The following is an 8,167-nucleotide window of genomic DNA, read 5'->3' on the forward strand; positions in this document are numbered from 1 at the left end:
GAGTGCGCAGGCGCACCCCGTACTCCTACGGGCCGTGTGATCAGTTCTTGGCCTTGACCGAGGTGGCCAGCGTGTACTGGTCGCGGCGGCCTTCGTAGGTCAGGCCCTTGCGGAAGGCCCAGATGCTGCTTTCGAAGTGCAGCGGAATCAGCGCCACGCTGTCGAGCGCGATCTGCGTGGCTTCTTCCAGCCCCTTCTTGCGCTTGGCGGCATCGACCGTGTTGGCTGCCGGGATGTACACCTTGTCGAACTCGGCACTGCTGAAGCCGCCGTAGTTGCTGGTGCCCTGGCCCTTGGGCGAATCGAGCGAGGCCAGCCACAGCTGGAACAGCGCCGACGCTTCGCCGCTTTCCGACGGCCAGCCGCCCATGGGCATGCTGAACTCGCGCTTGGCACGCTTGGGGAAGTAGATGGAGGCCGTCATCGCGTCCACATTGGTCTTAATGCCGATGCGCGTGAGGTACTGCGCCACGGCCTGCACGACCTGGCTGTCGTTCACATAGCGGTCGTTGGTGGACGACAGCGTCAACTCGAAGCCATTGGGGTAGCCGGCATCGGCCAGCAGCTTCTTGGCGGCTGCCGGGTCGAACTTGATCTCGGGCGCCTTGGGCAGCGCGCCGAACATGCCGTCGGGCATGTATTGGAACGCCGGGGTCGCCATGCCGTCCATGATGCGCTGCACGATGGCCTTGCGGTCGATGGCCATGTTCATGGCCTGGCGCACACGCAGGTCCTGCAGCGGGTTCTTGCCATCGGGGCTCTTCACGAACGGGCTCGGGTTGCGGCCGATGTCGGGCTGCAGGAAGATCAGGCGCGTCGAGGGCGTCGCCACGAAAGCAAACTTGCTGTCTTCCTTCACGCGGGCGAGATCGCGCGCTGCGGGGTTCTCGATCACGTCGTAGTCCCCCGACAACAGGCCGGTGAGGCGGGGGCCGGCGCTGGGCACGGGCACCATCTTCACGGTCTTCCAGTGGGGTTTCTCGCCCCAGTAGCCTTCGTTGCGTTCGAGCTGAATGCCACTGCCCTTCACGTACGACTTGAACAGGAAGGGCCCTGTGCCGATCGAGACTTTGCCGGTGTTGAAGTCGGTCACCGTGGGCCAGGGGCCGGTGACGCCGCAGCCCGTCTTGGGCGCGAACTGCAGGGTGCCATGCTGCGCAATACCGCTCCAGATGATGGGCAGGGACCGCGCCATTTCAGCGGGCAGCAGTGGCAGCGGCGTTGCCGTCTTGATGACGACGGTGTGGGCGTCCGGCGTCTGCACATCCGTGATGCGCTTGGTGGTGTCGGTGTACGACACCGACACGTTGGTCTCGTTGTTCAGCGTGCGGCAGATGGTGAACAGCACGTCCTTCGAGGTGAATGGCGAACCGTTGGAGAACTTCACACCCTGGCGCAGTTTGAACTCCCAGGTCAAATCGTCCAGGTTTTTCCAGGAAGTGGCCAGCGCGGGCACCAGTTCCATGTTGGCATTGCGTGCCACCAGCGAGTCGTAGACATGGGCAGCGAAAGCATCGTTGGCCGTCATCTTGTGGTAGTGCGGATCGGCCGCCGTGGGTTCGGCCGCCAAGGCGATGGTGAGCGACTGCGCGTGGGCGGCGCCCACCAAGCCCACCGACACTGCCACGCCGCCGGCCAAGGCGAACGCGGCCTTTCGAATGCCCATATTCATTTCGGATTCCTTTTCGTCAAAGACTGGATAGCCGCCCGAGAAGCGAGGCTGGCCTCACTGCCCTGATAAGAGGCCCCTGAGACGCGAGACAAAGACGTGCACGCGTTGCCAGACTGCCCCATGCTTGCCCCATTTTGGTGCTGCCGGTACGCCGGCAACCACCACGTTTCCACGGATGGGCAATGGATGTAACGGTCAGTAAAGTGCCGGCCCAAGAGCGACTGGATCCCAGGACTGGATCCAAGTTCTCCACGTTCCGGGACTGGACAGCGGCGATTTCTTGGATATGGTTTGCATACGGCGTCTGCCGTAGCGTTCCCCCGCGGCATCGGCGCCGACACCACAGCGCTGCGCGCGCCGGATGCGTTTCCTCACCCACCACCGGAGACCCGCCATGCAAATCCAGCCCTACCTGTTTTTTGACGGCCGCTGCGAAGAGGCGCTCAACTTCTACCGCAGCGCTCTGGGCGCCAAAGTCACCGCGCTGATGCGCTTCAAGGACGCACCCGCCAACGCGTCGGCCCCCGGCTGCACGCCCCCGCCCGGCGACAAAATCATGCACGCCAACATGCAGATCGGCGAGGTGCAGATCATGGCCTCCGACGGCGTGGCGCCGGGCGAGGGCGCGTTCAAGGGCTTTGCGCTCTCGCTCGCCCCGGCCACCGACGTCGAGGCTGAGCGCCTGTTCAAGGCCCTGGCCGAGGGCGGATCGGTGCAGATGCCGTTTGGCGGCACCTTCTTTGCCTCGTCGTTCGGCATGACGACCGACCGCTTCGGCGTGCCGTGGATGGTCGTCGTGCCGCTGCCTGAAAAAACCTGAGCCCTGTCACCCTACCGGAGACACCCCCATGCGCTTCATGATGCTGATGATCCCGGGCGGCTACGAGTCCGCCCAGCCGGGCCAGATGCCCACCGCCGACCAGGTCGCGCCCATGATGGCCTACAACGCCGAACTGCAGAAAGCCGGCGTGCTGCTCTCGCTCGAAGGCCTGCACCCGCCCGCCACCGGCGCGCGCGTGTCGTTTGCCGGCGGCCAGGCCCAGGTGCGCCACGGCCCCTTCCCCGAAACCCGCGAGGCGCTGGGCGGCTTCTGGATGATCGACGTGGCCTCGCAGGACGAAGCCATCGCCTGGGCCCGGCGCTGCCCCGCCTCGGTCAATGAAGTCATCGAAGTGCGCCGCGTGCAGGAAATGGAAGACTTCCCCGCCGACGTGCAAGAGGTCGTGGCCGGCTTCCCCGACATGCAGACCCTGCCACCGACGCACTGAGCGCGCTTCCTTTCCGCCGCGCCCCACCTCCGCGCACCCTGTGTGCCCGCACGTCCCGCAGGGGTCAGCTTCGCTTCAGCCCCATGGGCTATAAGGGCGACACAGATTGATACAAGCGGAGGGTGGCGGAGACATGGCAACGTTGATACCCGCGCTCTGCAGCTGCGCGGGGCGCATGACCGCCGGCGAGCGCCGGCTGGCCGAGCGGCTGGAGCAAAAACTCGAAGGCGACTACCTGCTGTGGTACGACGTGCCCGTCGGCCCCAAGCAGACCCATCCCGACTTCGTCGTGCTGCACCCGCGGCGCGGTGCGCTGATCCTGGAAACCAAGGACTGGCGGCTCGACACCATCCGCAAGGCCACGCGCCAGTACTTTGAAATCGTCCCGGACGGACAGCCCAAGACGGTGATGAACCCGCTGGCGCAGGCGCGCCACTGCGCGATCGAAGTCGTCAACGCGCTCGAGCGCGACCCGCAGCTGGTGCAGGCCGAAGGTCGGCACCAAGGCAAGCTGGCCTTCCCCTGGGGCCATGGCGTGGTCTTCACGCGCATCACACGCAAGCAGTTCGACGCGGCGGGGCTGGGCGAGGCGATCGAGCCGCACCGCGCCATCTGCCAGGACGAGATGTACGAAGACGTGGACGCCGAAGCCTTTCAGGCGCGGCTGTGGGCCATGTTCCCGCACGCCTTTGGCGGCGCGCTGTCTTTGCCCCAGCTCGACCGCGTGCGCTGGAACCTGTTCCCCGAAGTGCGCGTGGCCGTGCAGGGCGCGCTGTTTGGCGATGCCGCCGACGCGCGGGCCGATGGCGAAACCGCCGCCGAACTGCCCAGCATCATGCGCGTGATGGACCTGCAGCAAGAGCAGCTGGCGCGCAGCCTCGGCGACGGCCACCGCGTCATCCACGGCGTGGCCGGCTCGGGCAAAACCATGATCCTCGGCTACCGCGCCGAGTACCTGGCCAAGGCGCAGACGCCGGCCAGCAAGCCCATCCTCATCCTTTGCTACAACGAGCCGCTGGCCGTGAAGCTGGCGAGCGTGATGGAAGCCAAGGGCCTCTCGGACAAGGTGCACGCCCGCCACTTCCACAAATGGTGCCGCGACCAGCTCAAGGCATACCACCTGCTGCCCACCGAGAAAATGGGCGTGACCAAACTCATGGAAGAGTTTGTGCACCGCGTGATTCGCGGCGTGGACCAGAAGCACATCCCCAGCGGCCAGTACCAGGCCGTGCTGATCGACGAAGGCCACGACTTCGCGCCCGAGTGGCTGAAATTGGTCACGCAGATGGTGGACCCGACCACCAACAGCCTGCTGCTGCTCTACGACGACGCGCAAAGCATTTACGACCGGGCGAAAAAGAAGAACTTCAGCTTCAAAAGCGTGGGCGTGCAGGCGCAGGGCCGCACCACCATCCTCAAGATCAACTACCGCAACACGCGGCAGATTCTGCAGACCGCCAACCTGATCGCGGGCGACCTCCTCACGGCCGAAGACAAGGACGACGACGGCATCCCCCTCGTCAAACCCGTGAGCTGCGGCCGCGACGGCCCCGAGCCGCTCATCATCAATTTGCCCACCCTGCCCGAGCAGGCTGCCAAAGTGGCCGAGCTGCTGCACAACGCCCACCAGGAGGGCCACGCCTGGGGCGACATGGCCGTCATCTGCCGCCACTACAACGAGATGGAGGCCTGCTCTGCCGCGCTGGGCCGCAAGCGCCTGCCGCATCGCGTGCGCAAAGGCTCAGGCGACTTTCGGCCGCTGGAAGACACCATCAAGGTCATGACCATGCATGCGAGCAAGGGGTTGGAGTTTCCGGTAGTGGCGGTGGTGGGGGGAGGAAAAACGGTTTCTCTTTCGGAAGATGAGAAGAAGGAGGAGGGGCGGCTTGCATATGTAGCTGCGACCAGATCAACAAATACGGTGTACATCATAAATTTATGAATAACGAAGAATTAAAAAACGGCATCCTTTCCATTCTCAAAGAGGCGCCGTCTTCCCCCTTTCTTTTTGTTGGATCTGGTTTTTCAAGAAGATATTTAGATTTGCCTCAGTGGGATGAGCTATTGAAGATTTTTTGCAACGATGAGGATGAGTTTGATGGATTTATGGCGGCCGCATCTCAAAGCCTTCCTCAGGTGGCAACATTACTTTCTGAAAAATATCACCATCGATGGTGGGAGAGCGCTGAGTTCACCGAAAATCGTAATGAATTCAAAACTCTATCCAACGGAAGAAAGCTCAAAGACAAAACATCTGCGTTGCGCTGGGAGATCAGTCATTTCATCAATAAGATTACTGATGAAAACAAATTACTCTTGGAGAATGAGATTGATTTTCTAAAGAAAATAAATATAGACGGAATAATAACGACAAATTGGGATAATTTGCTGGAGAAAATTTTCCCGGAGCATGAGGTTTTTGTGGGGCAAGAGGATTTGTTGTTTTCAAATACTCAGTCAATTGGTGAGATTTATAAGATACATGGCTGTGCCTCAGACCATGAAAGCTTGGTGCTTACAGCAGGAGACTACTCCAGCTTTCACAAGCTAAATCCATACTTGGCCGCAAAGTTAATTACTATTTTCGTTGAGCACCCGGTTGTATTCATTGGGTACTCTATGCAGGACGAAAATATAATATCAATTCTCTCGTCAATTGTTTCCGTATTGGATCAAGACAAGTTAAGCAGATTGAGTAAGAATTTGATTTTTGTGCAAAGATCGAAAGGGGCGCCAGCTTCAATTGAAGGATATGCCCTTCAATTCGGAAATCGCTCTATACCTGCTACGATTGTAAAGACGGATGATTACTCGTATATTTATAGTGCGGTTTCGGAAGTTGAGAAGAAAATTCCGGTAAGGTTATTGCGCCTCTACAAGCAACAATTCTATGAAATAGTTAGTAGTACGGCGCCAAGCAAGAGAATGCATGTCGTTAACGAGGCAGATCTTTCGAAAGATAAGGAAGTTCAATTTGTTGTTGGATTAACAGTTGCTTCGGATGCTGCTAGCAGAATTGGGTATAAGGGCATCAAGGTTATAGATATGTTTTGCGACTTGTTTGTTGATGCTGGTTTCAGAAGTGATTTAATTTTGAGCGATACTGTGTCTTCTGTATCTGCAGCAACAAGATACATTCCAATATTTAAACATCTCAAGCGTCTTGGCATTATCAGCAAGAAACAACTGGCCGCATCAGGCTTCAGTTTTGGCGAGCGAATGCCTAAAGGCGTTGGCTTTTATCAAACCAAGGCATATGAAGAAAGATACAAGCGTGATGCTCACCAGTTGACGCTTGCACAAATCATTAAAAAATTCGATCCTTCTGTTGCCGCTTTTTTAATACCATTTATGCCAGAAGATAAGATGGATCTGCATGCGCTGGAAAAATTTTTAGTCAAGCATATAGATAGGTTAAAGGCGGGTGGTGCGTCTTCCACTGCATTTAAAAAACTCGCGTGCTTTTATGACTGGAAATTACATGGATTTTCCATTTGATTTCGAGTCGGCTTGCGTTTGCTTGAAAATCCAACTCTATCGCCTACCTAATTTATTTTTGGCGCGACAAGAAATATAATAATAAATATATTATTGCAAGCAACCTGCGGAATAGCGAAGAGCAGGTTGCGGGAGTGGGATAAATTATTTTTAATATTTTCTTATGTGCGCAAGAAAATACTTCGCATCCGGGCCGAGACCCTACCCTTACTCTGGCGACCACAAGATTGCCCCGAGAGCGGCGTGGGCCGGGCGCTGATAGCGCAGATCCACGAAGCGGCGCAGCAGGCGCGCATGCCCCAGCTGTGGGCACATGTGAGCCTCAGCGCCGAGCTGCCGCAGCGCCTTTGCGGTCGGGACGCGCCAGCAGGTCGAGCTGCGCGGCGTGGTGCTGGCGAATGCGCGGATGGGCAAATCGTTGGCCTGAACGCTACTTGATTGATAGCTTCTTTCGCTTACTGCGTAAGCGTTACAGACCGATTTGATTGAATGGTTAAGGCGGGTTCCTATGGGACGCGGGTGGCAGCAGGTGCAATCAAATGGCCATGAAGACGCTGCCCGACCGTCAATGATGGGGGGACGCACAATCTCCCCCATGAAAGCACCTCCCCGACTCCAGTCCCTGATCGAAGAAGGCCTCATCGACACCGTGGTGCGCCAGCTCATGAGTGGCAAGGAGGCCATGGTGTTTGTGGTGCGCAGTGGCGACCAGACGCGCTGCGCCAAGATCTACAAAGAGGCTACGCACCGCAGCTTTCGCCAGGCGGTGGATTACACCGAAAACCGCAAGGTCAAAAATTCACGCTCGGCCCGCGCCATGGCCAAGGGCAGCAAGTTTGGCCGGCAAGAGCAAGAGGCCGCTTGGCAAAACGCCGAGGTCGATGCGCTCTACCGCCTGGCCGCGGCAGGCGTGCGCGTGCCGCAGCCCTACAACTTTCACGATGGCGTGCTGCTGATGGAGCTGGTCACAGACGCCAACGGCGACGCCGCCCCGCGCCTGAACGATGTGTCCTTCACACCCGCGCAGGCGCTGGCGCACCACGCCACGCTGATCGCCGAGGTGGTGCGCATGCTGTGCGCGGGCGTGGTGCATGGGGATTTGTCGGAGTTCAACATCCTGCTGGCCCATGGCGCGGTGGAAGGTGATGCCGATGGCGTGGATTTCCCGGTAATCATTGACCTGCCGCAGGCCGTGGACGCTGCGGGCAACAACCACGCGCAACGCATGCTGCTGCGCGATGTGGGCAACCTGCGTAACTTTTTTGGCCAGTTTGCCCCTGCGCTGTTGGCGACCGAGTACGGCGCCGAAATCTGGAGCCTGTACCAAGGTGGCTTGCTCAGCAACGAGACGCCCCTGACCGGCCACTTCGAGCGCACCCATGCCGATGTAGACATGCAGGCTGTGCTGCGCGAGATATACGACGCCCGGGCCGAAGACGCGGCGCGCCGGCTGCGCATGGCAACGGTGGCAGGCTAAAAGCGCGATGGCAATTGGTGCCATATGCGCGTTGGATGCCATGCGCCTGCGCCCCTGTCACCCAGGCGATGAACCCGCCCTCCGTGTCGTCTTCCACTCTTCGGTCCACCAACTCGCCCGCCCGCACTACACCGCCGAGCAGCTGCAAGCCTGGGCGCCCGCCGAATACGACGCCGCGCAGTGGGCCGAGCGCTTGCGCGCCAACCGGCCGTTCGTGGCCGAGCTGGAAGGTTGCATTGCGGGGTTTGCCGA

The 8,167-nt window shown here is 59.5% G+C and carries 6 protein-coding genes and 1 pseudogene; 6 read left to right on the forward strand and 1 reads right to left on the reverse strand.

Annotation, left to right across the window (positions count from 1 at the left end; all coding sequences use genetic code 11):
• Positions 1-40: 40 nt before the first annotated feature.
• Entirely contained in the window at positions 41-1,666 is a 1,626-nt protein-coding gene (locus B2J89_RS20050; RefSeq protein ID WP_169170571.1) for an ABC transporter substrate-binding protein, read from the reverse strand.
• A gap of 400 nt (positions 1,667-2,066) precedes the next feature.
• Between B2J89_RS20050 and B2J89_RS20055 the strand changes: the two genes are divergently transcribed.
• The 6 genes and pseudogenes from B2J89_RS20055 to B2J89_RS22535 all read left to right on the forward strand — a co-directional run.
• Positions 2,067-2,492 carry a VOC family protein gene (locus B2J89_RS20055; protein ID WP_169170569.1) on the forward strand — a complete coding sequence of 142 codons (426 nt, stop codon included), beginning with the start codon at positions 2,067-2,069 and terminating at the stop codon, positions 2,490-2,492.
• A 28-nt stretch (positions 2,493-2,520) separates the two neighbouring features.
• Entirely contained in the window at positions 2,521-2,940 is a 420-nt protein-coding gene (locus B2J89_RS20060) for a YciI family protein (protein WP_169170568.1), read from the forward strand.
• Between the two features lie 133 nt (positions 2,941-3,073).
• Positions 3,074-4,882 (forward strand): DEAD/DEAH box helicase, encoded by a 1,809-nt coding sequence (locus B2J89_RS20065; protein WP_205763913.1) that lies wholly within the window; start codon positions 3,074-3,076, stop codon positions 4,880-4,882.
• Positions 4,879-6,438 carry an SIR2 family protein gene (locus B2J89_RS20070; RefSeq protein ID WP_169170643.1) on the forward strand — a complete coding sequence of 520 codons (1,560 nt, stop codon included), beginning with the start codon at positions 4,879-4,881 and terminating at the stop codon, positions 6,436-6,438. The genes B2J89_RS20065 and B2J89_RS20070 overlap by 4 nt, the downstream gene beginning before the upstream one ends.
• A gap of 595 nt (positions 6,439-7,033) precedes the next feature.
• On the forward strand, positions 7,034-7,915 hold the full coding sequence (locus tag B2J89_RS20075) for a PA4780 family RIO1-like protein kinase (protein WP_169170644.1): 882 nt from the start codon (positions 7,034-7,036) through the stop codon (positions 7,913-7,915).
• Between the two features lie 40 nt (positions 7,916-7,955).
• Positions 7,956-8,167, forward strand: a pseudogene (locus B2J89_RS22535) (GNAT family N-acetyltransferase); the annotation flags it as partial.

This window comes from Acidovorax sp. SRB_24, assembly GCF_012931925.1.

Excerpts from the sequence above, each read along its gene's own strand:
- B2J89_RS20050 (WP_169170571.1), bottom strand. The coding sequence starts at position 1,666 with ATGGGCATTCGAAAGGCCGCGTTCGCCTTGGCCGGCGGCGTGGCAGTG.
- B2J89_RS20060 (WP_169170568.1), top strand. The coding sequence starts at position 2,521 with ATGCGCTTCATGATGCTGATGATCCCGGGCGGCTACGAGTCCGCCCAG.
- B2J89_RS20070 (WP_169170643.1), top strand. The coding sequence starts at position 4,879 with ATGAATAACGAAGAATTAAAAAACGGCATCCTTTCCATTCTCAAAGAG.
- B2J89_RS20075 (WP_169170644.1), top strand. The coding sequence starts at position 7,034 with ATGAAAGCACCTCCCCGACTCCAGTCCCTGATCGAAGAAGGCCTCATC.
- B2J89_RS20065 (WP_205763913.1), top strand. The coding sequence starts at position 3,074 with ATGGCAACGTTGATACCCGCGCTCTGCAGCTGCGCGGGGCGCATGACC.
- B2J89_RS20055 (WP_169170569.1), top strand. The coding sequence starts at position 2,067 with ATGCAAATCCAGCCCTACCTGTTTTTTGACGGCCGCTGCGAAGAGGCG.